Annotated in this window: 24 protein-coding genes; 12 read left to right on the top strand and 12 right to left on the bottom strand. The window is 72.4% G+C overall.

Annotation, left to right across the window (positions count from 1 at the left end; genetic code table 11):
• Positions 1-61: 61 nt before the first annotated feature.
• From IO39_RS24715 to IO39_RS24705, 3 genes are all read right to left on the bottom strand, one after another.
• A complete protein-coding gene (locus IO39_RS24715) occupies positions 62-877 on the bottom strand; it encodes a phosphoenolpyruvate hydrolase family protein (RefSeq protein ID WP_043627655.1) in 816 nt (271 codons plus the stop codon).
• The gene (locus IO39_RS24710; protein WP_043627653.1) at positions 874-2,112 is read right to left on the bottom strand and encodes a Tm-1-like ATP-binding domain-containing protein; all 1,239 of its coding nucleotides are present in this window, start codon (positions 2,110-2,112) and stop codon (positions 874-876) included. Before IO39_RS24710 ends, IO39_RS24715 begins: the two co-directional genes overlap by 4 nt.
• 62 nt (positions 2,113-2,174) lie before the next feature.
• Positions 2,175-2,522 (bottom strand): luciferase domain-containing protein, encoded by a 348-nt coding sequence (locus IO39_RS24705; protein WP_245642197.1) that lies wholly within the window; start codon positions 2,520-2,522, stop codon positions 2,175-2,177.
• Positions 2,523-2,786: 264 nt separating this feature from the next.
• On the opposite strand from IO39_RS24705, the gene IO39_RS24700 reads away from it, so the two are divergent.
• On the top strand, positions 2,787-4,484 hold the full coding sequence (locus IO39_RS24700) for a glycosyl hydrolase family 18 protein (RefSeq protein WP_052423329.1): 1,698 nt from the start codon (positions 2,787-2,789) through the stop codon (positions 4,482-4,484).
• Positions 4,485-4,596: 112 nt separating this feature from the next.
• Here IO39_RS24700 and IO39_RS24695 read toward each other — a convergent pair whose 3' ends face one another.
• From IO39_RS24695 to IO39_RS24670, 6 genes are all read right to left on the bottom strand, one after another.
• Positions 4,597-5,442 carry an aldo/keto reductase gene (locus IO39_RS24695; protein ID WP_043627649.1) on the bottom strand — a complete coding sequence of 282 codons (846 nt, stop codon included), beginning with the start codon at positions 5,440-5,442 and terminating at the stop codon, positions 4,597-4,599.
• Between the two features lie 215 nt (positions 5,443-5,657).
• Entirely contained in the window at positions 5,658-7,025 is a 1,368-nt protein-coding gene (locus IO39_RS24690; protein WP_052423328.1) for a sulfatase family protein, read from the bottom strand.
• Positions 7,026-7,038: 13 nt separating this feature from the next.
• A complete protein-coding gene (locus tag IO39_RS24685; protein ID WP_043627647.1) occupies positions 7,039-7,845 on the bottom strand; it encodes a carbohydrate ABC transporter permease in 807 nt (268 codons plus the stop codon).
• Positions 7,845-8,717 (bottom strand): carbohydrate ABC transporter permease, encoded by an 873-nt coding sequence (locus IO39_RS24680; protein ID WP_043627645.1) that lies wholly within the window; start codon positions 8,715-8,717, stop codon positions 7,845-7,847. Before IO39_RS24680 ends, IO39_RS24685 begins: the two co-directional genes overlap by 1 nt.
• Positions 8,714-9,979, bottom strand: a complete 1,266-nt coding sequence (locus tag IO39_RS24675; protein WP_052423327.1) for a sugar ABC transporter substrate-binding protein — start codon at positions 9,977-9,979, stop codon at positions 8,714-8,716. Before IO39_RS24675 ends, IO39_RS24680 begins: the two co-directional genes overlap by 4 nt.
• 15 nt (positions 9,980-9,994) lie before the next feature.
• Positions 9,995-10,996, bottom strand: a complete 1,002-nt coding sequence (locus IO39_RS24670; RefSeq protein WP_043627643.1) for a LacI family DNA-binding transcriptional regulator — start codon at positions 10,994-10,996, stop codon at positions 9,995-9,997.
• A 298-nt stretch (positions 10,997-11,294) separates the two neighbouring features.
• Between IO39_RS24670 and IO39_RS24665 the strand changes: the two genes are divergently transcribed.
• The 6 genes from IO39_RS24665 to IO39_RS24640 all read left to right on the top strand — a co-directional run bounded on the left by IO39_RS24665 (position 11,295) and on the right by IO39_RS24640 (position 18,620).
• Positions 11,295-12,728 carry a multicopper oxidase family protein gene (locus tag IO39_RS24665; protein ID WP_245642190.1) on the top strand — a complete coding sequence of 478 codons (1,434 nt, stop codon included), beginning with the start codon at positions 11,295-11,297 and terminating at the stop codon, positions 12,726-12,728.
• Between the two features lie 221 nt (positions 12,729-12,949).
• Positions 12,950-14,317 (top strand): APC family permease, encoded by a 1,368-nt coding sequence (locus IO39_RS24660; RefSeq protein ID WP_043627639.1) that lies wholly within the window; start codon positions 12,950-12,952, stop codon positions 14,315-14,317.
• 10 nt (positions 14,318-14,327) lie between these two features.
• Positions 14,328-15,068 carry a GOLPH3/VPS74 family protein gene (locus IO39_RS24655; RefSeq protein ID WP_043627636.1) on the top strand — a complete coding sequence of 247 codons (741 nt, stop codon included), beginning with the start codon at positions 14,328-14,330 and terminating at the stop codon, positions 15,066-15,068.
• Positions 15,069-15,164: 96 nt separating this feature from the next.
• Positions 15,165-16,418 (top strand): lamin tail domain-containing protein, encoded by a 1,254-nt coding sequence (locus IO39_RS24650; RefSeq protein ID WP_043627634.1) that lies wholly within the window; start codon positions 15,165-15,167, stop codon positions 16,416-16,418.
• A gap of 33 nt (positions 16,419-16,451) precedes the next feature.
• Entirely contained in the window at positions 16,452-17,033 is a 582-nt protein-coding gene (locus tag IO39_RS24645; RefSeq protein WP_052423326.1) for an SRPBCC family protein, read from the top strand.
• Between the two features lie 255 nt (positions 17,034-17,288).
• Positions 17,289-18,620, top strand: a complete 1,332-nt coding sequence (locus IO39_RS24640; protein WP_043627632.1) for a glycoside hydrolase family 30 protein — start codon at positions 17,289-17,291, stop codon at positions 18,618-18,620.
• 147 nt (positions 18,621-18,767) lie between these two features.
• On the opposite strand, the gene IO39_RS24635 is transcribed toward IO39_RS24640, so the two are convergent.
• From IO39_RS24635 to IO39_RS24625, 3 genes are read right to left on the bottom strand one after another with little or no spacing between them, the layout of a single operon-like run.
• A complete protein-coding gene (locus IO39_RS24635; protein ID WP_245642189.1) occupies positions 18,768-19,913 on the bottom strand; it encodes a 5-methyltetrahydropteroyltriglutamate--homocysteine S-methyltransferase in 1,146 nt (381 codons plus the stop codon).
• Positions 19,914-19,918: 5 nt separating this feature from the next.
• The gene (locus IO39_RS24630; RefSeq protein ID WP_043627630.1) at positions 19,919-21,397 is read right to left on the bottom strand and encodes an acyl-CoA synthetase; all 1,479 of its coding nucleotides are present in this window, start codon (positions 21,395-21,397) and stop codon (positions 19,919-19,921) included.
• Positions 21,398-21,449: 52 nt separating this feature from the next.
• Entirely contained in the window at positions 21,450-22,286 is an 837-nt protein-coding gene (locus tag IO39_RS24625) for a PaaX family transcriptional regulator (RefSeq protein WP_052423325.1), read from the bottom strand.
• Between the two features lie 87 nt (positions 22,287-22,373).
• Between IO39_RS24625 and IO39_RS24620 the strand changes: the two genes are divergently transcribed.
• From IO39_RS24620 to IO39_RS24600, 5 genes are all read left to right on the top strand, one after another.
• On the top strand, positions 22,374-23,561 hold the full coding sequence (locus IO39_RS24620; RefSeq protein WP_043627628.1) for an ABC transporter substrate-binding protein: 1,188 nt from the start codon (positions 22,374-22,376) through the stop codon (positions 23,559-23,561).
• Positions 23,562-23,566: 5 nt separating this feature from the next.
• Positions 23,567-24,322, top strand: coding sequence for an ABC transporter ATP-binding protein (locus IO39_RS24615; protein ID WP_043627625.1), 756 nt, complete (start codon positions 23,567-23,569; stop codon positions 24,320-24,322).
• The gene (locus IO39_RS24610) at positions 24,319-24,978 is read left to right on the top strand and encodes an ABC transporter ATP-binding protein (RefSeq protein ID WP_043627623.1); all 660 of its coding nucleotides are present in this window, start codon (positions 24,319-24,321) and stop codon (positions 24,976-24,978) included. Before IO39_RS24615 ends, IO39_RS24610 begins: the two co-directional genes overlap by 4 nt.
• A gap of 79 nt (positions 24,979-25,057) precedes the next feature.
• Positions 25,058-25,918: a branched-chain amino acid ABC transporter permease gene (locus IO39_RS24605; RefSeq protein ID WP_043627621.1), complete on the top strand. Its 861-nt coding sequence runs from the start codon at positions 25,058-25,060 to the stop codon at positions 25,916-25,918.
• A complete protein-coding gene (locus IO39_RS24600; RefSeq protein ID WP_043627619.1) occupies positions 25,915-26,895 on the top strand; it encodes a branched-chain amino acid ABC transporter permease in 981 nt (326 codons plus the stop codon). The genes IO39_RS24605 and IO39_RS24600 overlap by 4 nt, the downstream gene beginning before the upstream one ends.
• Positions 26,896-26,924 lie beyond the last annotated feature (29 nt).

Genomic DNA, 26,924 nt, shown 5'->3' with positions numbered 1-26,924 from the left:
GCCGGTCGGTGGTCCACCGGCCACGGGCCGCGCGGGCCCGGAGCCGGTCGGCGGTCTCGGGTCAGAGGGCCTTGAAGGCGCGCAGCTGGTCGGCGATGGCGCGTTCGGCGGGCAGGCGCTCCATCGAGGAGGCTCCGAAGAAGCCGGCGATGCCGGTGGTGTGCTCCTGGATGTGGCGGACGTCGTCGGGCTCGGCGATGGGGCCGCCGTGGCACAGCACGATGACGTCGGGGTTCACCGCCACGGCGGCGTCGTGCATCTCCTGGATGCGCGCGGCCGACTCCTCCAGCGTGAGCGCGGTCTTGGCGCCGATGCTGCCCTTGGTGGTCAGGCCCATGTGCGGCACGAGGATGTCGGCGCCCGCCTCGGCCATGGCGGTGGCCTGCTCGGCGGTGAAGACGTAGGGGGCGGTGAGCAGGCCGCGCTCGGCCGCCAGCCGGATCATCTCGACCTCCAGGCCGAAGCCCATGCCGGTCTCCTCCAGGTTGGCCCGGAAGACGCCGTCGATGAGGCCGACGGTGGGGAAGTTCTGGACGCCGGTGAAGCCCATCGCCTTGAGCTGGTCGAGGAACTGCGGCATCAGCCGGAACGGGTCGGTGCCGCACACGCCGGCCAGCACGGGCGTGTCCTTGACGACCGGCAGCACCTCCCCGGCCATCTCGACCACGATGGCGTTGGCGTCGCCGTACGGCAGCAGCCCCGCCAGCGAGCCGCGCCCGGCCATCCTGAACCGGCCGGAGTTGTAGATGATGAGCAGGTCGACCCCGCCCGCCTCGGCGGCCTTGGCGGACAGCCCGGTGCCCGCGCCGCCCCCGATGATCAGCCGGCCGGCCTTGCGTTCGGCGCGCAGCCTGCCGAGTGCCTCTTCGCGGTTCATGCCGCCCCCTTCTGGATCAGCTCGTGCAACCGGTCGGCGGCGGCGACCGCGAACCGGGGCTGGTTGATGTCGTCCTCGCTCTCCACCACCTGCACGTCGCCGCCCGCCACGGCGGCCAGGGCGGCGGCGAAGCAGGCGGCGTCGGCGTCGGGGTCGTGGAAGGGGCCGCCTTCGACGTCGACGGCGGAGACGCCGCCGCGCGGCACGAACAGCGCGACGGGCCCGGTGGCGGCGGCCAGTTTCGTGCCGAGCTCCCGGCCGATCGCGGCGCACTCGCCGGCGGTGGTGCGCATCAGCGTCACGGTCGGGTTGTGCACGAGCAGCCGCCGGTCCCGGAACCTCTCGGGCACGGTCTCCATCGGCCCGAAGTTCACCATGTCCACCGCGCCCAGGCTGACGACCTGCGGCACGCCGGCCGCGCCCGCGGCGGTCAGCCGCGCCGGCCCGGCGGACAGGACGCCGCCCACGAGCTCGTCGGCCAGCTCGGTGGTGGTGAGGTCGAGCACCCCGGCGAAGTATCCGTCGGCGATCAGCGCCTCCATCGCGCGCCCGCCCGACCCGGTGGCGTGGAAGACGAGCACCTCGTAGCCCAGCTCTTCGAGCCGGGCGCGGGCGGCGTCCACGGCGGGGGTGGTGACGCCGAACATCGTGGCGGCGATCCGCGGGCGTTCCCGGCCGGCGGCGCGGGCGTCGTAAGCGGCCGCCATGGCGGCGATCGCGGCGGCGGCGTTGCCCAGGATGCGGCGGGAGATCGAGTTGAGCCCGGCGATGTCGACGACGCTGTACATGACCGTCACGTCGCGCTCGCCCACGTAGGGGGACACGTCGCCGGCGGCCATGGTCGAGACGAGCAGCTTGGGCAGGCCGACGGGCAGGGCGCGCATGGCGGCCGCCGCGACGGAGGAGCCGCCGCTGCCGCCGAGGGCCAGCACGCCGCTCACGCGCCCGTCGCGGTGCAGCCGGGCCGCGATCCTGGCCGCGCCCGCGGCCATCGTGCGCAGCGCCGCGCCGCGGTCGCCGTCGCTCCTGAGCCGGGCCAGGCTCGTCCCGCCCGCCTCGGCGACCTCCGCCGCCGCCACGTCGGGGACGAGCGCGGGCGCGCCCTCGGGGGCCGGCTCGCCCCGCACGCCCGTGTCGAGCAGGACGACCTCCTGCCCGGCCGCGGTGACGAGATCGCGGACGTAGGCGTATTCCTCGCCCTTGGTGTCGAAGGTCCCCACGAGCAACACGGCCATGCCGGCCCTCCTTCCGAACCACGGTGCACGCCATCCAGCAGCCTCCCCCGCGGGACGGAGGGTCACGCCTCCACGGGCACGTGCTCCTTGATGGCCACGCTCGTCAGGGCGAACAGCAGCTCCAGGTCCGGCTCGGCGTCCACCTGGACGGCCACCCAGGCGCCGTCGGGGCACTCCTGCACCTGGGCGCACGCGCGCAGGTACGGCCCGAGCCGGTGGATCGCCGGGGCGGTCAGGCGCACCTGGACCTCGGCGGCGCCGGTCAGCCGGAGGATCTCGGTGCCGCGCACGGCGAAGCTGGTGCCGCGCCGGCCGTCGCTGATCACCAGTGCGGGCCAGGACCGCAGCTCCGCCACCGCACGGGCCACGTAGGGCCCCCGACGTTCAGCCGCCCGCCGCCAGGCGGTCATACCTGCCACACCTCAATGCTGAGGTATGGGCGTACGCGGCGTCACCGTCCGTTCCGCAACCGTTATCAGCCGGGGCCGGCCGGTCACGGGAGCGCCCCCGGAAGGCTCGCGGGCCTTACCACCTGATTTCACGATCTGCGCGCAACGTATTGACTGCCTCCGCCGGGTGGGGATACCGTCGCCCCATAACTAAAAGGAAACTTTACTAATAGTTTCCTAGGCATCCCACCCCCTGTACACCCCCCAACCGGATGTCGGAGCGTCATGAGACACACCATCCTGAGCAAGGTCCTCGCCGGGCTGGCGGCGTTAACGCTGCCGCTCACCGCGGCCGTCGTCGCCCCGCCGGGAGCCCTCGCCGCCCCCACCGCCTCCCAGGCCGCCTCCCAGGCCGCCGTCCAGGCCGCCGCCTGGGCGCCGTGGACGGCGTACGCGGCGGGCGCCCGGGTCACCCACAACGGCGTCGAGTACGAGTGCGTGCAGAGCCACACCTCCCAGCCCGGCTGGGAGCCCCCTAACGTGCCTGCCCTGTGGAAGGTCGCGACCGGCGGCGAGCCCGACACGGCCGCGCCGAGCGTGCCCGGCAACCTGCGCTCGACCGGCGTGACCGCCACCAGCGTCACCCTGGCCTGGAACGCCTCGACCGACAACGTGGCCGTCACCGGGTACGAGATCTACCGCGGCGGCACCCTCGTCACCACGGTCACCGGCACCACCCACACCGACACCGGGCTGACCGCGAACACCGCCTACACCTACACCGTCCGCGCCCGCGACGCCGCCGGCAACCGCTCGGCACACAGCGCCTCCGTCACCGCCACCACCACCGGCGGCAACGGCAACGGCGGGGACAAGGTGCTCGGCTACTTCGTGCAGTGGGGCGTCTACCAGCGCGGCTACCACGTCAAGAACATCGACACCAGCGGCTCGGCGGCCAAGCTGACGCACATCAACTACGCCTTCGGCAACGTGCAGAACGGCCAGTGCACGATCGGCGACAGCTACGCCGACTACGACCGCTTCTACCAGGCGGGCGAGAGCGTGGACGGCGTCGCCGACACCTGGGACGCCGGCGCGCTGCGCGGCAACTTCAACCAGCTGCGCAAGCTGAAGAAGAAGTACCCGCACCTGAAGGTGCTCTTCTCCTTCGGCGGCTGGACCTGGTCGGGCGGCTTCGGCCAGGCCGCGCAGAACCCGGCCGCGTTCGCCGAGTCCTGCCACCGCCTGGTGGAGGACCCGCGCTGGGCGGACGTGTTCGACGGCATCGACATCGACTGGGAGTACCCGAACGCCTGCGGCCTGACCTGCGACAGCAGTGGCCCGGCGGCCTTCAGGAACCTCATGTCGGCGCTGCGCACCCGCTTCGGCCCCGACTACCTGGTCACCGCCGCGATCACGGCCGACGGCACCGACGGCGGCAAGATCGACGCGGCCGACTACGGCGGCGCGGCGCAGTACCTGGACTGGTACAACGTCATGACCTACGACTTCTTCGGCGCCTGGGCGGCGCAGGGCCCGACGGCCCCGCACTCGCCGCTCACCTCCTACCCCGGCATCCCGATCGCCGGCTTCCACTCCGACAACGCGATCCAGAAGCTCAAGAGCAAGGGCGTGCCCGCGAGCAAGCTGCTGCTCGGGATCGGCTTCTACGGCCGCGGCTGGACCGGGGTGACGCAGGCCGCGCCGGGCGGCACGGCCACGGGTCCGGCGCCGGGGACGTACGAGCAGGGCATCGAGGACTACAAGGTGCTCAAGACGCGCTGCCCGGCCACCGGCACGGTCGCGGGCACGGCGTACGCGCACTGCGGCAACCAGTGGTGGAGCTACGACACGCCGGCCACGATCGGCGGCAAGATGAGCTACTCGAAGAACCAGGGCCTCGGCGGCGCGTTCTTCTGGGAGCTCAGCGGCGACACGACCAACGCGGAGCTGCTCACGGCCATGAAGAACGGCCTGAGCTGACCCCCTGAAGACCGGGGACCGGCCCTCCGCGCCTGGGGGCCGGCCCCTCTCTTTGTCTCCGCCGCCGGCCGCGGCCGGTCCTGCCCCCGCCGCGGCCGGTCCTGCCCGCCGCTCAGCCCAGCTCGGCCAGCTGCTCGGCCGTCAGCGACACGGTCGAGGCCCCCAGGTTCTCCTCCAGGTGGGCGATGGACGAGGTGCCGGGGATCGGCAGCGTCATCGGCGACCTGGCCAGCAGCCAGGCCAGGCTGACCTGGGCCGGCGTGGCCCCGGTGGCCTTGGCGACGTGCTCGACGGGGCTGCCGGGCCCGGCCAGCGCGCCCTTGGCGACGGGGCTGTAGGGGATGAACACGATCCCCTGCCCGGTGCAGTGGTCGAGCACCGGGTCGGAGAAGCGGTTGCTGAGGTTGTAGCGGTTCTGCACGGAGGCGATCGCGGTGACCCGCCGCGCCCGCTCCAGCTCCTCGACGCCCACCTCGGACAGGCCGATCGCGGCGATCTTGCCCTCGTCGCGCAGCGCGGCGAGCTCGCCGACCTGGTCCTCCAGCGGCACCTGCGGGTCCACGCGGTGCAGCTGGAGCAGGTCCAGCCGCTCGACGCCGAGCCTGCGCAGGCTCATCTCGACCTCCTGCCGCAGGTATTCGGGCCGTCCCACGGCGTGCCACTGGCCCGGCCCGGTGCGCACGAACCCGGCCTTGGTCGCGATCAGCAGCTCCTCCGGGTAGGGGTGCAGCGCCTCGCGGATGAGCTCCTCGTTGACGTACGGGCCGTAGGAGTCGGCCGTGTCGATGAAGGTCACGCCCAGCTCGACCACCCGGCGCAGCACCCGGACGGCCCCGTCGTGGTCGCGCGGCGGCCCCCAGACGCCGGGCCCCGTCAGGCTCATGGCCCCGAAGCCGAGGCGGTGCACGGTCTTGCCGCCGACGGCCAGCGTGCCGGTGGACGGGAGCGATATGGACATGCGGTTCCTCACCTTGCCGAGTGCGACGTTCCCACTTCCTGACACGACGGATAAGTGGTCGTTCCTTCCCTATCACGCGGCGCCCGCGGGACGCGGACCAGGAGGCCCGGCCCCCGGGGGCCGGCCCCGAGGACCCGGACCCGCAGGCACGGACGCGCAGGCCCGGACCCGCAGGCCCGGACCCGCAGGCGCAGAGGGTCAGGAGGCGAAGACGGTCAGGAGGCGGCGCGGGGCTGGTGGCCGAAGCGGACCGGCTTGGGGCCGTGCAGCCGCACCTCGGGGTCGGGCATCGCCTGGTGCCGCCCCTCGCGCGGCAGCGCGGGCTCGACCACCGGCGCGGCCCCCTCCGCCGCGGCGATCCGCGCCACCAGCCGCTCGCGCAGCTCCGCCGCGACCCGCGCGTGCGAGGCGTGGCCGGCCAGGTTGACCAGCTCGTGCGGATCGTGCTCCAGGTCGTACAGGGCCTGCTCCCGGTAGCGGCCGGCGGCCGGGTCGTCCCACGGGTGCGCGTCCTCGGCCACGGCGTAGTACTTCCACCGCGAGGTGCGGATGCCGCGCCCCACCTCCGACTCGCTCACCTGGAAGAACACCTCTTCGGGCCAGGCGGCGCGGGGGTCGCGCACCAGCGGCAGGAACGAGCGCCCCTGCATCCCGGCGGGCACCGGCAGCCCGGCGGCCTCCAGCAGCGTCGGCGGCAGGTCGAGGGTGCTGACCGGCCGGGAGATGGCGCCGCCGCCGTCGAAGCCGGGGCCGCGCAGCGCCAGCGGCACCCGCAGGGACGCGTCGTGGCAGGAGCGTTTGTACTCGCCGTTGCGGGTCTTGAAGTGGTTGCCGTGGTCGGAGGTGTAGGCCACGATCGTGTCGTCCAGCAGGTCCATGCTGCGCAGCGCGTCCAGCAGCCGGCCCAGCCCCTCGTCCAGGCGCTTGACCTGGCCCAGGTAGCCGCCCATGTGCCGGTGGGCGGTGCCGCCGAGCGCGGCCAGGTCCGGCGGCATCCAGCGGCCCTGGTAGCGCTCCTCGTAGCCGTCGGGGGCCGGGTAGTCGTCCACCTCGTTCTGGTGGTGCGGCTCCAGCAGCGACAGGAACAGGTAGAACGGCTCGTCGGCGTGGTCGGCGACGAATCGCACGGCCGCGTCGATGAGCGCGTCGGAGCGGTAGCCGGGCAGCAGGACGGGCTCGTTCGCCTCGTCGTAGACGATCGTGCGGTAGGCGTCGGAGGTGTGCTCCAGGGCGTTGGCCGCCAGCCACGAGCGGTAGCCGCCGCGCTGCTCCTCGGGCACCGGCTCGCTGCCCGCCAGGTGCCACTTGCCGATGTAGCCGGTGGCGTAGCCGGCCGCGCCGAAGTGGTGGGCCAGCGTGCGCTCGCCGGGCGGCAGCACGCGGCCGTTGCGGTAGACGCCGGTCGTGGTCGGGTAGCGGCCCGTCTGCAGCGCGGCGCGGGCCGGCGCGCACACCGGCTGCGGGGTGATCGCGACCGTGGCCTGGGTGCCGTGCCTGGCCATTCTGTCGAGGTTGGGGGTGAAGGGGCCGACGGTGTCCCACCGCTGCTGGTCGGTGAAGACGACGATCACGTTCGGGCGCACGACAAGGAACTCCTCACTTGAGACCGGTCAGGGCGATGCCCCGGACGAAGTATCGCTGGGTCAGGACGAACAGGACGGCGGTGGGCACGAAGAGGATCACCGAGCCGGCGGCCGTGAGGTGCCACAGGGTGAAGTACTCCTGGTTGAACAGGGTGAGCCCGACCGGGATGGTGCGCATCTCGGGCGTGGTGGTGGCGACCAGCGGCCAGAGGAACTCGTTCCACTGGAAGACGAACGTGAACAGCCCCAGCACCGCCAGCGCCGGCCGCGTCTGCGGCAGGATGACGCTGCGGTAGATGCGCAGCTCCGAGGCGCCGTCGATGCGGGCGGCGTGGATCAGGTCGTCGGGGATGGGCTGGATGAACTGTCTCATGAGGAAGATCCCGAACGCGTCCATGAGGAACGGCGTGACCAGCCCCTGGTAGGTGTTCAGCCAGCCCAGGTTGGCCATGAGCACGTACAGCGGGATCATCCGCACGAAGAACGGCACCATGAGCGTGGCCAGCAGCGCCACGAACAGCGTGTTGCGCAGCGGGAAGCGGAACTTGGCGAAGACGTAGCCGACGAGCGGGTCGAACAGCAGGTGCGCCAGCGTGATCGCGCCGGCCACGACGAGGCTGTTGACGATGAAGTCGCCGAACGGCGCCCTGGTGAACAGTTCGGCGTAGTTGCCCCACTGCGGCGTCTGCGGCCACAGGACCGCCTCGGCCGACAGTGTCTCGGTCTCGGTCTGGAGCGACAGCGAGACCATGTAGAGCAGCGGCACGACCGTGACGAGCGAGGCCAGTGTGAGCAGGGTGTAGAGCAGGGCCTTGCGCATCAGTACTGGACCTCCCCGCGCCGCCCGGCCCGGAGCTGGACCAGGGTGAACGCCACGATGACGATCAGCAGCAGCACCGACTGGGCCGAAGAGTAGCCGAAGTCCCTGGCGCGGAAGGCGACGTTGAAGATGTGGAAGACCGACAGGTCGGTGGCGTCGCCGGGGCCGCCGTTGGTGATGATGTAGGCCTGCCCGAACGCCTGCAGCCCCGAGATGACCGCCATGACGGAGACGAACAGCGTGGTCGGGGCCAGCAGCGGCAGCGTGATCCGCCAGAACCGGTGCCAGGCGTCCGCCCCGTCGATCCTGGCGGCCTCGTGGTAGGTCTCGGGGATGCCCTGCAGCCCGGCCAGGAACAACACCATCGTGTAGCCGACGTTCTGCCAGAGCGTGACGGCGGCGATGGTGAGCAGCGGCGCGGTGTTGAGCCACTGCTGCCCGGGCAGCCCCAGCTCGGCCAGCAGCCGGTTCAGCACGCCCAGCTCGGGGTCGAGGATGTTGCGCCACAGCAGCCCGACGATCGCCACCGACGTCAGGTACGGCACCAGCAGCAGCACCCGGAAGGCCACCCGCCCCTTGAGCGGCTGGTCCAGCGCGAGCGCCAGGGCCAGCCCGAGCACGATCGAGCCCGCCACCACGAGCACCGAGAAGCCGGCGGTGATCAGGAACGAGTGCCGCACGGCCGGGTCGCCCAGGGCCTGGGCGTAGTTGCCCAGGCCCGTCCACTGGTCGGCCATCGGGCCGGTGCGCAGGCTGGTGGCCACCACGTTGCCGATCGGCAGGTAGAAGAAGGCCGCGAAGAACAGGATCGCGGGGAGCAGGAAGAGGTAGGCGGTCCTGGCGTAGCGGCCGGAGAGCGTGCGCGGCCTCACTTCAGGAAGCCCTCCGCCGCCTTGACGAAGTCGGCCAGCGCCTCGGCGGCCGGCTTGTTCTGGATGAGCACCTGCTGGTACATGACCTTGAGCTGCTCCTCCCACCTGCCCAGCTGCCCGGTCAGGCGCACCTGCTGGGAGGAGTCCCTGGCGGTGGGCAGGGCGTCGGCGAAGACCTTGGTGACGGGGTCGTTCTGCACCTCGGGCAGGTCCACCCACGACTTGCGCGGCATGAGCATGCCGGTCTCCTTCGTGGCGGCCCGCTCGACGTCGAGGGCGGTGACGCGCTTGATGAAGTCCCAGGACAGCTCGGGCCTGCTCGCCTTGGCGGGCACGAACAGGCTGACGCCGGCCGCCTGGGTGGCCGCCGTCCTGTGCTTCAGCGGCGGCGCGACGCCCAGCTCGATGCCGGCGCTGGTCTTCCTGATCGGGTCGAGGTCCCACGGACCGGTGAAGATCATCGCGGCGCGCTCGGCGGAGAACAGCTTCTGCGGGCCCGAGTAGTCGGTGCCGGTGGTCGGCACGGGTGCCACCTTGTGCCTGTGGACGAGGTCGGCCTGGAACTGCAGGGCGGCGACGGCGTCGGCGCGCGGCTCCATGATGGCCTTGGTCTCCAGGTCGTAGGGGGTGACGCCGGCCTGCACCATCCAGGGCCACATGTAGGTGTAGTCCTGGTTGAGCGCGGCGCCGTACACGCCGTCCCGGGTCAGCCTCCGGGCCGCCTCCAGGAACTCGTCCCAGGTGGTGGGCGGCTCCACGCCGGCCTCGCGCAGCATCCCCCGGTTGTAGAAGAGCGTGTTGCAGGTCAGGTGGAGCTGCACGCCGTACACCTTGCCCTGGTACGAGTTGCGCTCCACGGTCACCGGCTGCCAGTCGGCGGGGAAGCCCATCGCCGCGCCGTCGCGGTCGACGTAGTCCTGCAGCGGGCGGGCGTTGCCGGAGACGGCGAACTCCTGCACCCACCCGCCGGGCTCCTCCACCAGGTCCGGCACGGTCCCGGAGGCGAAGTCCGCCAGCAGCCTGGTCCGCAGGTCGGGCCACTGGTACTTCTGGAGGTTGACCTTGACCCGGTGGGCCCGCTCGAACTCGGCGATCACCGCGCGGTACGCCTGGTAGTCGTGGCCCGCGTTCCAGTAGACGGTGAACGTGCCGGGCGCGGCGGCGGGTGCGCTCGGCGCTCCGGCGCAGGAGGCCAGGACGGGCACGGCGGCGGCCGCCCCGGCGAGACGGAACAGCTCGCGGCGTGAGGGGTGGGAGGACATCTGGCGGATTCCCTTCTAGGACGAGCCCCGCCGCACGAAGGTCCACGAACGGACGATCTCGCGGGCGGGCGGCGGCTCCTCGGCCCGGAGGCGGTCGAAGAGCAGGCGTACGACGTCGGTGTAGTCGTGCCGCAGCGGGCCGACGGTGCTGAGCTGCGGGTTGCTGATGAGACCCTCGTCGATGTTGCCGACGCCGACGACCGCGACGTCCTCGGGCACGCGCAGCCCCAGGTCCCTGGCGGCCCAGATGGCGCTGATCGCCGCCCGGTCGGAGGCGGCGAAGATCGCGTCGGGCCGGTCGGGCGAGCGCAGCAGCTCGGCGGCGGTCTGGTAGGCCGCCACGCGGTCGTCCGCGCCCCCGGTGACGATGCGGTCGGTGACGCCGTGGCGCTCCAGGGCGGTGGTGTAGCCGAGCAGCCGGCCCACGGGCTCGTCGCGGTAGAGCTCGTGCCGGTGCGCCAGGAACGCGATCCGCCGCCGCCCGGTGGCCAGCAGGTGATCGACGGCCTCGGCGCACGCCTGCGTCTCGGGGGTGCGGACGACGTCGCACCCCTCCAGCCCGCTCTCGTTGCTCAGCACCACCATCGGCAGCCCGGTGGCGGCCAGCCCGGCGAGCAGGTCGTGGGCGAGGTGGTCGCCGGCGACGTTGATCAGCGCCCCGTCGGCGATGCCGCCGCGCAGCGCCTCGACGGCGGCCTTGGCCCGGGCCTCGGAGTAGACGGCGAGCGAGACCACGGAGTAGCCGCGCGCGTCGGCCATCTCGTGCAGGTCGGTGGAGAGCCGCTCGTCGGTCGGCACGCCGCCGAACGAGCTCAGCACCAGGCAGACGCGCTGGGTGCGGCGCCTGCGCAGGCTTCTGGCGGCCTGGTTGGGGGTGTAGCCGAGCTGCCTGGCGGCGTTGAGCACCCGCTGCCTGGTCTCGGCGGACACGGGCCGGTCCTTGCCGCTGAGCACGTAGGAGACGGTCGCCACCGACACGTTCGCCAGCTCGGCCACTTGTCGCGCTGTGGGTCTCATGTTAGTCGAATAACCTAGCATTTCCTATAGGATTATGGGGTAATTGTCCGCGGCGATCTCGGCCTTCAGCTCTCATGCGGGGACATGTCACCTCCCGGCCGCTCGCCGGTGTTAAACGATTAACACCATATTTCCCGCTTTCCGGCCGATCAAGGGGTGAGCGCGGCCGGACGGCGCACCGCGGGCCCGCCACCGCCTTCCGGGCCGCTCACCCGCGTGGCGCACGGGTTCGCCGGTCACTGTCCGTTACCTTGCCAGGTGGATGGGGGGATCTGCAGTGAATGGTTCGTACGGGGGCGTGTCCCGCAGGTTGTTCGTCACCGGCATGTTCAGCACTCTCGCGGGCGCGGGAACGGGCCTGGGCGCAGGCGCGGCCCCGGCCGTCGCCGCGGCGGGCCGGCCCGAGCGCGGCGGCGTGGTGTTGCGGGCCAGGCCCACGACGATCCGGCTCGGCCACCGCACTGTCACCACCTGGGCCTACGACGATGCGATGCCCGGCCGGACCATCCGGGCCACGGCCGGCGAGGTGGTGCGCGCCAGGCTCGTCAACGAGCTGCCCGCCACCACCACCGTGCACTGGCACGGCATCAGGATCGCCGCGGCCATGGACGGCGCCCCCGGCTTCTCCCAGCGCGCCACCCCGCCCGGCGGGACGTTCGACTACGTGTTCACCGTCCCCGACCCCGGCACGTACTTCTACCACTCACACGTCGGCATGCAGAGCGACCGCGGCCTGTACGGGCCGCTGATCGTGGCCGACCCGCACGAGCCGCTCTCCTACGACCAGGAGTACACCGTCGTGCTCGACGACTGGGTCGACGGCGTCAACGGCGACGCGGACGCCGCGCTCAAGCGGGTCAACACCACCCCGCACGACGAGAGCCTCACCAGCCACGTCCTCGGCGGCACCTCGGGTCACGTGCGCTACCCGTACTACCTGGTCAACGGCAACACCGCCGACGACCCCACGACGTTCGTGGGCCGCCCGGGCGCCCGCGTCAGGTTCAGGGTGATCAACGCGGCCGCCGACACCGCCTTCCGGGTCGCGCTCGGCGGGCACCGCATGACCGTCACCCACACCGACGGGTTCCCGTGCAGGCCCGTCACCGTGGACACGTTCCTGATCGGCATGGGCGAGCGCTACGACTTCCTCGTGACGCTCGACTCGGGCGCGTTCCCGCTGATGGCGCTGGCGGAGGGCAAGAGGGGGCGGGCGTTCGCGGTGGTGCGGACCTCGCGCCGGGCCGTCACGCCGCCGCCGGACGTCAAGGTGCCGGAGCTGCACCGGCGGATGCTGAGGTACCAGGACCTGCAGGCGCGGCGCGCCGACCGGCTCGACGCGCCGTCCAGGACCGTCACGGTCAAGCTCGGCTTCCGCGAGCGCCCGGGGGGCAACCAGTGGACGCTCAACGACCGGCTCGCCGACGACCCGCTGCGCCTGCGGGTGGACCGGGGCGAGACGCTCCGGATCGTGCTGCACAACGACACGCACATGTGGCACCCGATGCACCTGCACGGCCACACCTTCCAGGTCGAGACGACGGGCCGGAAGGGGCCGCGCAAGGACACCGTGAACGTGATGCCGTACAAGAAGCTGAACATCGACGTGCTGGCGGACAACCCCGGCGAGTGGATGTTCCACTGCCACAACCTCTACCACCAGGAGCTGGGCATGATGGGCGTGCTCGGCTACGGCAAGCCTCCGCGGCGCGGCCACGGCATGGGCCACTGACCGGCGGCCCCGCCCCGGCCGCTGCCGGTCACGCCCGGCGCCGACGGCGCGGCGGCTTCCGGGGTCAGCCCGAGGCGGCGTTCCCGCGCGTGGCGATCTTGACCACGCTCTCGGCGGCGGCGTGCCTGGCACGTCCTGCGCTCTTGCGAGGCGGCCCCGGGCTACGAAAGGATCTCCGAATCGAACCCCCCGCCCCTGCATGACGACTGGAGAGGCCTGTCGTGCGCACACAACAGAACATCGAGCAGTTCGGGTACCGGCAGGAGTTACGTCGCGGGGTCGGGCTGGCCGACCTCGTCTTCTACGGCCTGGCGTTCATGGTGCCGATCGCGCCGTTCGCGATCTTCGGCAGCGTCTATGCCGCCTCCGGTGGCATGCCGGTCCTGGCCTACCTCGTCGGCATGGTCGCGCTGCTGTTCACCGCCGCGTCCTACGCCCAGATGGTCAAGGCGTTCCCCCTGTCGGGCTCGGTCTACAACTACGCGGGACGCGGCATCGCCCCGCCGGTCGGGTTCCTGACCGGGTGGATGATCCTGCTCGACTACCTGCTCGTGCCCTGCCTGCTCTACCTGGTGGCCTCCGTCGCCATGAACGCCAGCGTGCCGCAGGTGCCCGTCTGGGCCTGGCTGATCATCTTCGTGGCCGTCAACACGCTGATCAACCTGCGCGGCATCAGGATGACCGTCAAGCTCACCAGGATCATGATCGTGGTCGAGCTGGTGGTCCTGGCGCTGTTCCTGCTGATCGGCCTCTGGGCGCTGCTCCAGGGCAAGGGCAGCGGCTTCAGCCTCTCGCCGCTGTTCAACGCCGAGACGTTCTCGTGGCCGGTGGTGTTCGCCGCGGTGTCGGTGGCCGTGCTGTCCTTCCTCGGCTTCGACGGGATCAGCATGCTGGTGGAGGAGTCGAAGGGCGGCTCCGCGGAGGTGGGCCGGGCCATGCGGACGGCGCTCCTGCTGGCGGGCGTGCTCTTCATCGTCCAGGTCTGGGTGGCCGCCCTGCTGGTGCCCGACCCCGCCGGGCTGCTGGCCCGGCCCAGCGACACCGCCTTCTACGACGCCGCGGCCGTCGCGGGCGGCGAGTGGCTCAGGCACCTCACCTCGTTCGCCACCGCGCTGTCCTGGGGGCTGGTCAACACCATGGTCGCGCAGGTGGCCGTCTCGCGCCTGCTGTACGCGATGGCCCGCGACAGGCAGCTCCCGTCCTTCCTGGCCAAGGTGTCGGTCCGGCACTCGGTGCCGGCCAACGCCATCCTGCTCATCTGCCTGCTCTCCATGGGCCTGGGCCTGTGGATGTCCACCCGCGCCGACGGCGTCACGCTGCTGTCGAGCCTGATCAACATGGGCGCGATGGTGGCGTTCATCGTGCTGCACGTCTCCGTCATCGTGCACCACTCGCTCCGGCAGGGCTCGGACGACGTGTGGCGGCACCTGGTCGCGCCGCTGATCGGGGCCGGCATCCTGGTCTTCGTGGTGATCAACGCCAACCTGCTGGCGCAGGTGCTGGGCCTGATCTGGCTCGGCGCCGGCGTCCTGGTGCTGATCGCCCTGTACGCCCTGGGCCGCCGCCCGACCCTGACCGGGCACCTGTAGGAGCGGCCCGATGACCAGGCTGCCGCTCCACCACGACCTCTATCTCCTCGCCCACGACCAGTCCGGCAAGCCGCTGGTGCACGCGTCGTCGCTGGCGCTCGGGCTGGCCGGCGCGGCGCTGCTCGACCTGCTGCTCGCCGGCCGGATCGTCCCGTCGGCCGGCCGGCTGGCGGTCCGGCCACTCCCCTCCGGCGACGACCCCGCCGCGGGCCGGGCCGGCGGCGACTCCGCCACGGGCCGGACCGGCGGTGACGGGCCGTGGTCCTGGCCGGCCGGCGACTCCGGGGCGGGGCAGGACGCCGGTGACGCCGTCGCCGACGGCCTGGTGGCGCTCGCCGCCCGGGGCCCCGACGCCAGGTCCCTGCTCAAGCGGGCGGCGGCGGCCGACCTGTGCGGTCTGACCCGTGACGGCCTGCTCGCCTCGGGGGTGCTGGTGCGGGTGAGCCGGCGGCGCCTGGGCATGCTGCCGTACACGCGCCACGAGCTCGCCGACATCGCCTCGGTCGTCCGGGCCTCCTCGGGGGTGCGCTCGGCCGTGGAGGGCTGGAAACCGCCGGACGCGCGCTGCGCCGGGCTGTGCGGGCTGGTCGCGGTGCTGCGGCTGGAGGAGCAGCTCTACCTCGACCAGCCGGCCGGCCGGCTGGTCGCGCGGCTGCGCGAGATCGCCACGGCCGCCGATCCGCCCGTCGGCGAGCTCGTGGAGATCGTGGACGTCCTGGTCGCGGAGGCGGCCGTCGCCGTGTACCGCTAGAAGCCTTTTGCCGTGGTACGTGGACGATGCCCTCTATGCGAGTTACGCTCCGCTGGCTACCTGTCGGGGGGACGGCCACGTGGATGGGGGGCATCGATGAGCTACACGCTGTTACGCGGCAGCTTCGTCATCCGGTATCCGGATCTGCCGCGCCAGGGCCCGGAGCCCGACGGCGACACCGTCAAGTTCCTGCCCGACTCGCCGGCCCTGGTCGAGGCGCTGCCGCGGCGCTCCGGCCGGCCGCCGGACCTCAACGCCCGCGGCGTCTCCGTCCGGCTGGAGGCGATCGACGCGCTGGAGACCCACTTCTCGGAGACCCACCAGGAGCTCGACGGCGCCAACGCCGCCCGCGACGAGCTGCTGCGCCTGCTCGGCTTCACGAACGTGCGTTTCTGGGAGGACCTGCCGAACAGGGTCGAGTCCGCCGACCAGGACTCCATCCGGGGCCACGCGCTGGCCAACGGCATCGACGCCAACGGCCGGCTGATCGCCTTCGTGTACGCGGGGGACCACCCGGGCACCGACGGGACCACCGTGTTCGTGGACGGGCCGCTCGTGGACCAGTCGGTGAACGGCCGGCTGCTCGCCGCCGGGCTGGCCTACCCGGCCTTCTACGCGACGCTGCCGGCGGAGCTGCGCACGCATCTGGCGGAGGTGTCGCAGGCGGCCCGGCGCAAGGCGGGCGGCCTCTGGCCCCGCTCGGCCGCCGACCCCAACGGCGCGGCCACCGTGCGGGACCTGGCCGGGCTGGAGCGGCTGGTGATGTGGCCGAAGCTGTTCCGGCGGCTGGTGCCATACCTGGCGGCCGGGTTCACGGACTTCGACGGCTTCGACGGCTGGCTGCGCGCCGACCCGGTCAACCGGGACGACGAGCTGTTCCTGATCCCCACGCTGGAGCGCGGCAACCTGCACGACGTCGTCAGGGGCGCGGGGCAGCAGATCCAGCTCACGACGTGGCCGGAGGACTTCATCATCAGCCCGGACCCGGCGGGGCCCGGCACGCCGGTGAAGCCGCCGCTGGTCAAGGCCGGTGACCTGCTGATCGTGGCCGCGCTGCCCGACCCGGCCGGCGCGGACCTCGGGCGCGAGAGCGTCACGCTGCTGAACCTCACGCCGGCGGCGATCGACCTGGCGGGCTGGGCGCTGACCGACGCGGCGGGCGGGCGCAGGGAGCTGACCGGCACGATCGAGGGCGGCGCCGCGCTGCGGGTGACGCTGGACGGGGCGGTGCGGCTCGGCAACCGGGGTGACACGATCATCCTGGTCGATCCGCAGGGCGGCTCGGCGGATCGGGTGACGTACAAGGAGGACCAGGTCAGAGCGGGCCGGACGATCTGCTTCGGCCGCTGAGCCCGCGCAACCGGTGCGATCGAAGGAGTGCGCATGTTCATGACCCGCTCGCTGTTCAGGCTGGCGGCCGGCGCGGCGGCAGGCTATCTGCTCGCCGTCCGCCCGTGGCACCTCCGCTGGGGCGCCGACGACCGGGAGGTCCACGCGGAGATGCCCGGCGACGACCTCATCCGCCTGCCCCAGCACCAGGCCACCCGGGCGGTCACCGTCGGCGCGCCCCCGGCCACCGTCTGGGCGTGGCTGGTCCGGCTCGGCGGCTACCGCCCGGGCGGCACCCCGGCGGCGACCGGGCAGGAGGGGCCGCCGGCCGAGCCGCAGGGGCTGAAGGTCGGTGACGTGCTGCACGGCGAGGCGGACGGCGGCTTCGCGGTGGAGCTGCTCGACCCGCCGCACACGCTGGTGCTGGCCATGCGCGGCGCGGACGCCACCGCCACCTGCTCGATCCGGCTGCGCGAGCTGGAGGACGGCAAGACCCGGATGATCTTCCGCCTGCGCGTCCGCGCGCAGCCGACCGTGCGCGGCACCGCCTACCTCGCGATGACGGACGTCGGCGACTTCCTGGCCATGCGCCGCCAGATGCTGGCCATCAAGGAGCGCGCCGAGTCGGCCCGCTGACGGTTCCCCGAAGTTCCCGCGGATCGCCCCGGACCGCCCGGTCCGGGGCGATCGCCGTTCCCGGCCCGCGTCGCCCCCGGCGGGAAGGCCGCAGGCCGGGGAGGCGCGGGCCCGATCGCCGTTCCCGGCCGGCGTCGCCCCGGCGGGAAGGCCGCAGGCCGATCGATCACTGGTTGACGGGAGTGCCTCCTGACGCTTACGGTCGCGGCGTTCGACGAAATATATCGTCACCTGTCCGAAACTTTCGGAGGCGCCATGTTGCGAGGTCTCGTCGCCCTCACCCTGCTCGGCTCGCCGGCCGTCGCCCCCGAGCAGCTCGCCGCTCCCCCGGCCATCACCGTGAACGAGCGCGTCAGGCACCAGGAGATCGACGGCTTCGGCATCTCCCAGGCCTTCCGCCGCAACGAGCTGCTCGCCGCCCTGTCGGAGCGGCAGCAGCGCGAGGTCCTCGACCTGTGGTTCGACCGCAGGAAGGGGGCCGGGCTGAGCATCCTGCGGCTGGGCATCGGCTCCTCCCCCGCCGGCAGCCCGTACGACCACATGGTGTCGATCCAGCCCGAGAACCCCGGCGGCCCGGACGCCCCGCCGAAGTACGTCTGGGACGGCGACGACAACAGCCAGGTCTGGGTCGCCAAGGAGGCCAGGAAGTACGGCGTCGAGCGCTTCTTCGCCGACGCCTGGAGCGCCCCCGGCTACATGAAGGACAACGGCGACGACAAGAACGGCGGCACGCTCCTGCCCGAGTGGCAGCGCGCGTACGCGAGGTACCTGGTGGACTACACCAGGTTCTACGCCAAGGAGGGCATCAGGATCACCGATCTCGGGTTCACGAACGAGCCCGACTACACCGCCCCGTACGCCTCCATGCGCTTCACCCCGGAGCAGGCCGCCGAGTTCGTCAAGGTGCTCGGCCCCATGGCCAGGGGCACGAAGCTGGTCTGCTGCGACTCGTTCGGCTGGAACCAGGCCAAGGCGTACACGGCGGCGATCGAGGCCGACCCCGAGGCCCGCCGCTGGGTGAAGACGCACACCGGCCACACCTACGCCAGCCCGGTGGACGGCCCGCTCCCGACGGCCAGGAAGAGCTGGATGTCGGAGTGGAACCCCAACGGCAACACCTGGAACGAGGCGTGGGACGACGGCAGCGGCTATGACGGCTTCACCGTCGCCTCGGCCGTGCACGACGCGCTCACGTTGGGCGACGTCAGCGCCTACATCTACTGGCTGGGCGGCTCGCGCGGCGCGACCAGGGCGCTGCTCCAGCTCGACGACGTGGCCAAGGAATACCACGTGTCGAAGCGGTTGTGGGCGCTGGCGGCGTACAGCAGGTTCATCCGGCCCGGCGCGGTCCGCGTGGAGGCGAGCGCGGCCGATCCGGCGCTGAAGGTCTCGGCCTTCCGCAACCGGGACGGCTCGCGGGTGATCGTGGCGCTCAACACCGGCACCGCCCCGATCATCTGGCAGGGCGTGCGCGGCCGGGCGACCGCGTACGTCACCGACAGCGCCAACGACCTCACCCCGTCCGCCGTGACGGGCCGCACGGTGACCCTGCAGCCGCGGGCACTCACCACGATCGTCGTCAAGTGACCCCGCGGCCGCTCACCCCGGCCGCCGGCGGTTGACGCGGGCCCCGGCGGGAGAGAAGGCTCCCGCCGGGGCTCATCGTGGCGCCCGGCGCAACCGGCGCGCGGGAGCGGCCGTGTCACCGGCGGACGCGGGCGGCGGCCGGCCGGGTCAGCCCCAGACCTCCTGGGCGGTCTCGACGATCAGGGCGAGCTTGGCGAACTGCTGGGCCTCGGTCAGCTCGTTGCCCTCCACGGTGGAGGAGAAGCCGCACTGCGGCGACAGGCAGAGCTGGTCCAGGTCGACGAACTTGGCCGCCTCGTCGATGCGCCGCTTGAGCGTGTCCTTGGACTCCAGCTCTCCCCGCTTGGTGGTGACCAGCCCGAGCACCACCATCTTGCCGGGCGGCACGAAGCGCAGCGGCTCGAACCCGCCGGAGCGCTCGTCGTCGTACTCCAGGAAGAACCCGTCCACCTTGAGCTCGTTGAACAGCGCCTCGGCGACGAAGTCGTAGCCGCCGGAGGCGGCCCAGGAGGAGCGGAAGTTGCCCCGGCACATGTGCGTGGTGATCGTCATCCCCGCCGGCTTGGCGGCGAGCGCGGCGTTGATCTGCTTGATGTAGCGCAGGTGCATGTGCTCGGCGTCGTCGCCGCGCCCGGCCAGCTCCGCGCGCTGCGCCGGGTCGTTCAGGTAGGCCAGGCTGGTGTCGTCGAACTGCAGGTAGGTGCAGCCGAGCGCGCCGATCCTGCGCACCTGCTCGGCGTAGGCCGCGCTCAGGTCACGCCAGAACTCCTCGATGTCGGGGTAGACCTTGGGGTCGATCGCGGCGGGGCCGCCCCGGTAGTGGACCATGCTGGGCGAGGGGATGGTCAGCTTCGGCACCAGCCCCCCGGAGCCGCCCGCCGTGTCACCCGCCGTGTCACCCGCCGTCTCACGTACCGTGTCGCGCAGGAACGCGAAGTCGTCGGCGAAGATCGGCTCGTTGAGCCGGATCCGGTCGTGCACGCGCAGCGCCGCCGGGGTGAACTCGATGTCGCCGCGCGCGTTGTGGAAGCGGACCGTGATGTGCTCGTCCGCGGCCTGGCCGACGCCGCCGAGGCGGTAGATGAAGTCCATGTGCCAGGAGGCCCGGCGGAACTCCCCGTCGGTGGCGCTCTGCAGGCCCGCGTCGCGCTGTTTGCGCACCACGTCCCTGATCGCCGCGTCCTCGGCCGCGCGCAGCTCGTCGCCGGTGAGGGTCTGGCGGGCGCGCAGCAGCGCGGGCGGCCGGAGCAGGCTGCCGACATGGTCGGCGCGGAAGGGCGGTGAGGTGCGCAAGGGGATCATCCTCCTCCGTAGAGCTTTCTCAGCGGGGCCTTGAGGAGCTTGCCCGCCGCGTTCTTCGGCAGCTCGGCGACGAGCTCCAGGTATTTCGGGATCTTGTAGCGGGCCAGCCGGCCGTCCAGGTGCCCGAGCAGCTCCTCCGGCCCGGCCGCCGCGCCGGGCCGGAGCACGACCAACGCCTTGCCAACCTCGCCCCACTTGTCGTCCGGCACGCCGATCACGGCGCACTCGGCGACCGCGGGGTGCTCGTGCAGGGCGCTCTCCACCTCGGCGGGGTAGATGTTCTCGCCGCCGGAGATGATCATGTCCTTGACGCGGTCGGAGATGCGCACGTACCCGTCGGCGTCGGCCACGCCGATGTCCCCCGAGCGGAACCAGCCGTCGCCGGACAGCACCTCGGCGCTCTCCTCCGGCCGCCGCCAGTAGCCCTTCATGACGTTGGGGCCCTGGACGTACAGCTCGCCCGGCTCCCCGGGGGCGGCGGGCGAGCCGTCGGGCGCGACCAGCCGCACGTCGGAGAAGAAGCACGGCACGCCGGCCGTGCCCGCCTTGCCGAGCGCGTGCTCGGCGGCCAGGAACAGCGCGCCGGGCGAGGTCTCCGTCATGCCGTAGCCCTGGAGCAGCGCCAGCCCGCGCTCCTGGTAGGCGCGGATCAGCGGCAGGGGCAGCGGCGCGCCCCCGCACACCAGGTGGCGCAGGCTCGACAGGTCGGCCTCCGGCCAGCGCGGGGACTGGGCGAGGAAGGCGAACATCGTCGGCACCCCGGCGATCAGCGTCACCCGCTCCGACTCGATCAGGTCGAAGGCGCGGTCCACGTCGAACGACGGCTCCAGGATGGCCCGCGCGCCCTTGAGCACGCCGGGCACCAGCGCCTGTCCCAGCGCCGCGATGTGGAACAGCGGCGCGGCGACCAGCGCCACCTCGTCGTGTCCCAGCGGCACGTCCACGAGCAGGTTGACCGCGTTCCAGGTGAGGTTGCCGTGGGTGAGCATGGCGCCCTTGGGGCGGCCCGTGGTGCCCGACGTGTACATGATCATCGCCACGTCGTCCCTGCTCACCGGCTCGTCGACGGGCTCGGGCGAGCCCGAGGCGAGCAGTTCCTCGTAGTCGGCGGCGCGCAGGTGGCGGCCCGGCAGGCCGCCGTCGTCGCGCTCCTCGCCCAGCACGAGCAGCGCCGGCTCGGCGTCGTCCAGGATCCGGCGCAGCTCCGGACCGGCCAGCCGGGTGTTGAGCGGGACGAACACGGCCCCCAGCAGCCCCGCCGCGAAGAACGTCTCCACCATCGCCGGCTGGTTGGCCCCGAGGAAGGCCACCCGGTCACCCCGCCCCACGCCCGCGCGGAGGGCCGAGGCCAGCCGGTTCACCCGGTCCCGCAGCTCCCGGTACGTGCGGTCGACCCCCCGGTACGAGATCGCCACCCGCTCGGGCGTCATGCGTGCCCTGCGCGCCGGCCACGAGCCGATCCCCTGATTCCTCATGGGCCTCCTTGAGACGCTCAGGCCCTCAAATTAGGCCACTATGCGACTGCTGTCACCGTTCTGCCGAACTTTCCTGCGGGACGGCCGTGCCCGGCCAGGTCTCGTCGGGAATGGCGTCGAGCAGCCCGGCGACGACGCGCGCCGCCTCCGGCCGGAAGCGTTCGTGCAGCGTGTGGCAGACCCGCTGCGCCTTGTCGGCCGGCCAGTCGTGCGGCAGGTAGCGCAGCGGCAGCCGCGGGTCGCTCCTGATGATCTGCAGCCAGCCGGTGAGCAGCATCAGCGAGCGCGCCAGGTCGTCGGCCGCGTCCGGCGCCGGGTCGGCCCGGTCCCAACGGCTCAGGAACTCCCGGTAGCGGGCGCCCAGGCCGTCCAGGTCGTAGGCGTCGCCGATCAGCGCCTGCATGTCGGTCGGGCGGCGCGGCTCGGCGGAGAAGACCTTCACGTTCGCCCCGAGGTCGTCGATCACCCCGGCGGCGTCCACCTCGCCTGGAGCGATCCACAAGCCGTTCTGCAGCGGCCCGAACCCGGCCCAGACCAGCCGGGAGCGCAGCTCGTGCCGCTCGCGCTGCCAGGACTCGGGCAGCGAGAAGCCGATCAGCGTCCACCGGTCCTCGTCGGCGTCGTTGACCACGCCGCTGTGCCAGATCCGCCGCTCGCCGTCCCTGAGCACGTCGGCGCTGGTCGGGGTGAGCCCGAAGTACATGCGCCGGCCCGCCCTGCGGCGGCGCAGCAGCCCGCGCCTGACCATCCGGGTCAGCGTCGAGCGCGTGGCCTGCTCGGAGATGCCCACCTTGCCGAACGCCTCGATGAAGCTCCGCGACGAGACGCAGATCCCGCGGCCGTAGACATGGTCGCCGAGGAAGGTGAGGATCACCGATTGAGGCCGCATAACAGCTTGTCTCCGGATGTTAGGCACTCTATTGACAGCCGTAATGTACCTGCCTACTTTTGGGGCCACCCGGCCCAGGAGGTCCTGATGCGCAGGTTTCTTCCGTCCCTGGCTTGCCTGTTGGTGGCCGTGACCGCGTGCGGGGGCGGCGGTGGTTCGGGGGGCGCCCAGGAGCCGATCAGGGTGGGCCTCATCGTCTCGCTGACCGGCAACTACACGCCGCTCGGCAGCGAGGACAAGAAGGCCGTCGAGATGGCCGTCGAGCAGGTCAACGCGCAGGGCGGGCTGCTCGGCCGCAAGGTGGAGCTGGTCACGCGCGACGACAAGACCGCCCCCGACCAGGGCATCGTGGCCTACAACCAGATCAAGGGCGAGATCGACGCGCTGATCGGGCCGGTGTTCTCCAACTCGGCGCTGGCGGTCGAGCCGCTCGCGCAGCGCGACAAGATGCCGTACCTGTCGCTGGCCCCGGCGCAGGAGCAGGTCGAGCCGATCAAGTCCTACATCTTCGTCACCCCGGCCCTGTCCAGCATGTACGCCGAGCGCTACCTGCAGTACATCCAGGCCGAGGGCATCAAGACGATCGCGGTGGCCTGGGACTCCAAGAGCGCCTACTCGGTCTCCGGCCACGAGTCCATGGTGGAGCTGGCCCCCAAGTACGGCGTGACGATCGCCGTGGACGAGCCGTACGAGACCACCACCTCCGACTTCAGCCCCCTCTTCCAGCACGTGCGCGACTCCAAGGCAGAGGCGCTGGTGTTCTGGGGCTCGGGCGCGCCCGGCGTGACGGCGGCCAAGCAGTACGTCGCCTCGGGGCTGAAGACCCCGCTGTTCCTGACCGCCTCCCAGGCCAGCAAGCTCTGGCTGGAGCCGATGGGCGCCGCCGCCGAGGGCATGACCGTGCAGAGCGCCATCGGCGTGGTGGGCGACCACCTGCCTGCCGGCAAGCAGAAACAGGTCATCGACCAGATGGCGGGGCCGTACGAGCAGAAGCACGGCTATCCGCCGCCGCAGTTCGCGCAGGACGGCTACAGCGCGTCGCTGCTGCTGTTCGAGGCCATCAGGAAGGCCGGCAGCACGGACAAGACCAAGATCCAGCAGGCCCTGGAGAAGATGGACCTGATCACGCCGAACGGCCGCTTCCGCTACTCCCCCACCGACCATTCCGGGCTCTCCCCCGAGTACATCTCGGTCAACACGGTGAAGAACGGCCAGTTCGTCCCGACCGAGTGGGCCATGGAGCAGCTCACCAAGACCGTCACCGCGCAGGGGTAGACAGGGTGCTGACCGTCACCGGGGTCTCCCGCTCCTTCGGGGGCGTCTACGCCGTCCGCGACGTCTCGCTGAGCGTCGCGGACGGCGAGGTCTGCGGCGTCATCGGCCCGAACGGGGCCGGCAAGTCCACCCTGTTCAACCTGATCACCGGGCACCTCGCCGCCGACCACGGCCGGATCTCCTTCCTCGGGCAGCGGGTGGACCGGCTCGCGCCGCACCGGCGGGCCCGGCTGGGCATGTCGATCGTCTTCCAGGCGGCCCGGGTCTTCCGCGGCATGACCGTCAGGGAGAACGTCATGGTGGGCGCGCACGGGCACACCCGCGCCGGGTTCGTCTCGGCGGCGCTGCGGCTGCCCCGGCACCGGCGCGACGAGCGCGAGATCGCCGCCGCGGCGGACCGCGCGCTGGAGCGGGTGGGACTGGCCGACTGGGCCGACCGGCCCGCCGACCTGCTGCCGATCGGCCAGCAGCGGGCGCTGCAGCTCGCCCGCGCCCTGTGCGCGCGGCCCCGGCTGCTGCTGCTCGACGAGCCCGCCTCCGGGCTGCGCGGCGCCGAGCGCGAGCGCCTGGCGGCGCTGGTGGAGGAGCTGCGGGCGGACGGGCTGACGATCCTGCTCATCGAGCACGACGTGGCGTTCGTGACCCGGCTCGCCGACCGCGTCGTGGTGCTCGACCTGGGCCAGGTCATCGCCGACGGGCCGCCGGCCGAGGTGCGGGCCGACCCGCTGGTGCTGGCCGCCTACCTCGGACAGACCTCATGATCGAGGTCCGGGACCTGGTGGTCTCGTACGGCACCGCCACCGCGCTCGACCGCCTCACGCTCACGGTCGGCCGGGGCGAGATGGTCGCCCTGCTCGGCCCGAACGGCGCCGGCAAGTCCACCCTGGCCGACACCCTGGCCGGGCTGCTGCGGCCCGCGGCCGGCACGGTGCGGGTGGACGGCCGGCTCGCGCTCATCCCCGAGGGCCGCCAGCTCTTCCCCGACCTGTCCGTCGCCGACAACCTGGCGCTCGGCGGCTGGCGCTCCGGGCAGCGCGACCCCTCCTTCGTGTACGAACTGCTGCCCCGCCTGGCCGAGCTGTCCTCCCGGCGGGCCGGCGTGCTGTCCGGGGGCGAGCAGCAGATGGTCGCCTTCGGCCGGGCCATGATGTCGCGGCCCGACGTCCTGGTCGTGGACGAGCTGTCCCTGGGCCTGGCCCCCAACGTCACGGCCGACCTGGCCGCGCACCTGGCCGGGCTGAACCGGTCGCACGGGCTGACGGTGCTGCTCATCGAGCAGAACGCGCGGCTGGCCTTCGAGCTGTGCCGGCGGGCGTACGTGCTGGAGTCCGGGCGGCTGGTGACCGAGGGGCCGTGCGACGAGCTGGCCGGCGACCCGCGGGTGGCCAGCGCCTACCTGGGCGGGGCGATCACGTGAACGGGCACCTGAGCAGACCCTTCGGCGGGTCCCCGGGCCGGTCCTTGAGCGGGTCCTTGAGAGGGGAGGCGGCGCCCCGATGAGCGCGTTCCTGACGTACCTGCTGAACGGGCTGGCGGTCGGGTGCGCGATCGCCCTCATCGCCAGCGGCCTGGTCACCATCCACCGCGTCACCGGCGTGGTGAACTTCGCGCAGGGCACGTTCGCCGTCGTGGCCGGGCTGTGCACCTCCTCCCTGCTCGGCCTCGGCTTCCCGCACGGGCTCAGCGAGGTGTCCGCCGTGCTGGCCGCGGGGGTGGCGGGCCTGCTGACCGGCCTGGCCGCCATCGGCAGGCGGGGCACCACGCCGCTGTCGTCGCTGATCGTCACCCTGGGCGTGGGCGTGCTGGCGTACGCCGTGGAGATCGTGCTCTGGGGCGACCAGCCGCGCTCCGCGCCGGGCCTGGCCGGGTCGGTGACGCTCGCGGGGGCGCGCATCCAGACGCACTACCTGCTGGTCATCGGGGTGACGGCGGCCACGTTCGTGCTGCTGGCGCTCTTCTTCGGGCGCACCTACCTGGGCAAGGCGCTGACCGCGTGCGCCTCCAACCCGTACGCCGCCCGCGTCGTCGGCATCGACGTGCGGCGGATGGGGCTGCTGGCGTTCGCGCTGGGCGGGGTGCTCGGCGGCATCGCCGGGGTACTGGTGACGCCGCTGCGGCCGATCTCGTTCGACACCGACGTCACGCTGATCGTCAACGGCTTCGCCGCGGCCGTCTTCGGCGCGCTCACCCGGCCCGTGATCGCGCTGGCCGGGGCGCTGCTGCTGGGGGTGGCCGAGACGATGGCGGCCGGGTACGGCTACGGCTCGCACCAGCTGGAGGTGGCGCTCGGCCTCATGATCCTCGTCATGATCGTCCAGGCGAGCCGCCGCTCGGCCATCTCTGAGGAGCCCGCATGAACAACAGGGCCGGGCTCGCGGCCGGTGCCCTGGTCGCCGCCGTCACGCTCGCGCTGCCCGCCGTGCTCGACGACAGCGCCCTGGCCGTCTACATCCTGCTCGGCCTGGCCGCCATGGTCACGGTCGGCGTGTCGCTGCTCATGGGCTACGCCGGCCAGGTGTCGCTGGGCCAGGGCGCCTTCTACGCCATCGGCGCCTACACCGCGGCCCTGCTCGCCCTGGCCGGGGTCCCCCCGCTGGCCGGCCTGGCGGCCGCCCCCGTGGCCGCCGCGCTCTCCGCCCTGGTGATCGGCACGCCGCTGCTGCGGCTGCGCGGCCACCACCTGGCCTTCGCGACGCTGGCCGTGCAGCTCATCCTGCTCTCGCTGGCCGGCCAGCTCGAGTTCACCGGCGGCGACATCGGGCTGCAGGGCATCCCGCAGTTCGGCGTGGGCTCGTTCGAGGCGGGCGGCGCGGCCGTGTACGCGTACCTGACGTGGGCGGGCCTGGCCCTGGTGATGCTGGTGACGCGCAACGTCATCACCTCCCGCCCCGGCCGCGCCCTGCGCGCGCTGGCCACCAGCGAGACCGCCGCCGCCTCGTCGGGCATTCCCGTGGGCCGCTACAAGCTGGTGGTCTTCGCCCTGTCGGCCACGTTCGCCGGCCTGGCCGGGGGCATCTACTGCTTCTACACCGGCTACGTCGCGCCGGGCTCGTTCCCCGTCCTGATCTCGATCCAGTACATCGTGATGGCCGTGGTCGGGGGGCTCGGCACGATCTGGGGCGCCGTGGTGGGGGCCACCGCGATCACGCTGCTGGTGCAGGGCCTGGACCGGCTCGCGTCGCTGCCGGGCATGCCGACGTACGCGCCGAGCGTGTTGTCGTACGCCGTCTACGCCCTCGTCCTCATCGTGGTCGTCCTGTTCATGCCCCGCGGCCTGGTCCCCGCGATCTCCGCCCGCCTGGCGAAGAACCGGAAGGAGCTCCCCTATCGGTGAAATCACCGGCCCCTGCGTGACACGCCCTT

Origin of the sequence: Nonomuraea candida, from assembly GCF_000725485.1 — a bacterium.
GTDB classification, from domain to species: domain Bacteria; phylum Actinomycetota; class Actinomycetes; order Streptosporangiales; family Streptosporangiaceae; genus Nonomuraea; species Nonomuraea candida.
This window is presented reverse-complemented; position numbering and strand designations above follow the sequence as displayed.